Source organism: Pseudomonas sp., from assembly GCF_037994325.1.
Lineage (GTDB): Bacteria > Pseudomonadota > Gammaproteobacteria > Pseudomonadales > Pseudomonadaceae > Aquipseudomonas.
Genome location: NZ_JBBNAH010000405.1, coordinates 1 through 1,838, shown reverse-complemented (window position 1 = coordinate 1,838; position 1,838 = coordinate 1). Strand labels below are relative to the sequence as shown.

Below are 1,838 nucleotides of genomic sequence, written 5' to 3'. Positions count from 1 at the left end.
TCCCCGCGCAGGCGGGGACCTAGGTATGCGCAAACAACTGGCTGATGCGGATTGGCTTACGACTTCTTAATGGGGCGCTTCCAACCTTCGATGTTGCGCTGCTTAGCGCGGCCAACGCCGAGGGTTTGGGCGGGGATGTCTGCAGTGATCACAGAACCGGCGCCGGTGGTGGCGCCGTCACCGAGGGAGACTGGCGCCACCAGGGCGCTATTGGAGCCGATAAAAACGTCAGCGCCGAGTACGGTGCGGTGCTTGTTGGCGCCATCGTAGTTGCAGGTGATGGTGCCCGCGCCGATGTTGGTACGCGCGCCAATTTCAGCGTCGCCGAGGTAGCTGAGGTGCCCGGCTTTAGCGCCTTCGCCCATGACGGCGTTTTTCAACTCCACGAAGTTACCCACATGGGCCTTGGCGCCCAATACCGAGCCTGGGCGCAAGCGTGCAAACGGCCCGCAGTCGGCGCCTTCGCCTAGCTCAGCACCTTCGAGGTGGCTGTTGGCTTTGACGATGGCGCCTTTGCGCAGGGTGCTGTTTTTGATCACGCAGTTGGGGCCGATCTGAACGTTGTCTTCGATGATTACGTGGCCTTCCAGGATGACGTTGATATCGATAAGTACATCGCGGCCGACAGTTACTTCGCCACGCAGGTCGAAACGGGCGGGGTCGAGCAGGGTTACACCTTGGGCCATCAGGCGGCGGCCGGCACGGTATTGGTAGTGGCGCTCGAGCTGGGCAAGCTGGATGCGGTCATTGGCGCCGAGCACTTCCATTTCGTCGTTGGCTTGTTCGGTGGCGACTAGCAAGCCATCGGCCACGGCCATGGCGATCACGTCGGTGAGGTAGTACTCGCCTTGGGCGTTGCTGTTGGACAGACGACCCAGCCAGTCGGCCAAGCGTTTGCCGGGTACGGCGAGGATGCCGGTGTTGCCTTCGCGAATGGCACGTTGGGTATCGGTGGCGTCTTTGTGTTCAACGATGGCCTGCACGCTGCCTTGCTCGTTACGCACGATGCGGCCGTAACCGGTGGGGTCGGCCAGTTCCACAGTGAGCAGGCCGAGTTGCTGATCGTTGGCTTGAGCGAGCAGACGTTGCAGCGTTTCCACTTCAATCAGCGGCACATCGCCGTAAAGAATCAGCACTTTCTCAGCCGAAAGTTTCGGCAAGGCTTGGGCAACGGCATGGCCGGTACCCAATTGTTCAGCCTGCAGTACAAAGCTCAAATCGTCCGCTGCCAGTTGCTCGCGAACCTTATCGGCGCCATGGCCGATCACCACCTGAATGCTCTGCGGCGCCAGTTTGCGCGCCGTGTCGATAACGTGACCCAACATGGATTTACCGGCGATGGGGTGCAGCACTTTCGGCAATGCCGAACGCATGCGGGTGCCTTGGCCGGCGGCGAGGATAACGATATCGAGTGACATGGGGCGGGGTCCTGAGCAGATGGGGTAGTGGGTTCGAGGCGGCAGGGCGCGTCGATGAATGCACAAGAACTACGGGGTGGAATGCTCGCCAAGAACAGGCGAAAAAGCGAAATCCGGAAAAAGAAAAAGGGTAGCCAAGGCTACCCTTTTACTCGATCGCGATGAAGACCTGCGGGTTTAGCCGCCGAACTTCTTGCGAATTTGCTGAACGGTGCGCAGCTGAGCTGCAGCCTCGGCCAGACGGGCAGCGGCGGAACCGTAGTCGAACTCCGCGCCTTTCTCATGCAGGGCTTTCTCAGCAGCCTTAACGGCCTCTTGAGCAGAAGCTTCATCCAGGTCGTCTGCACGTTGCACGGTGTCGGCCAAAACCTTAACCATGTTCGGTTGCACTTCCAGGAAACCACCGGAGATGTAAAACAC

The 1,838-nt window shown here is 60.0% G+C and carries 2 protein-coding genes; both read right to left on the bottom strand.

What is annotated here, in order from left to right; genetic code table 11:
- Positions 1-56 precede the first annotated feature (56 nt).
- On the bottom strand, positions 57-1,418 hold the full coding sequence (gene glmU / locus AAAB16_RS13825; RefSeq protein WP_340663834.1) for a bifunctional UDP-N-acetylglucosamine diphosphorylase/glucosamine-1-phosphate N-acetyltransferase GlmU: 1,362 nt from the start codon (positions 1,416-1,418) through the stop codon (positions 57-59).
- 177 nt (positions 1,419-1,595) lie between these two features.
- A partial coding sequence (locus AAAB16_RS13820) for an ATP synthase delta/epsilon chain alpha-helix domain-containing protein (RefSeq protein ID WP_340663833.1) occupies positions 1,596-1,838 on the bottom strand: 243 nt, incomplete at its 5' end.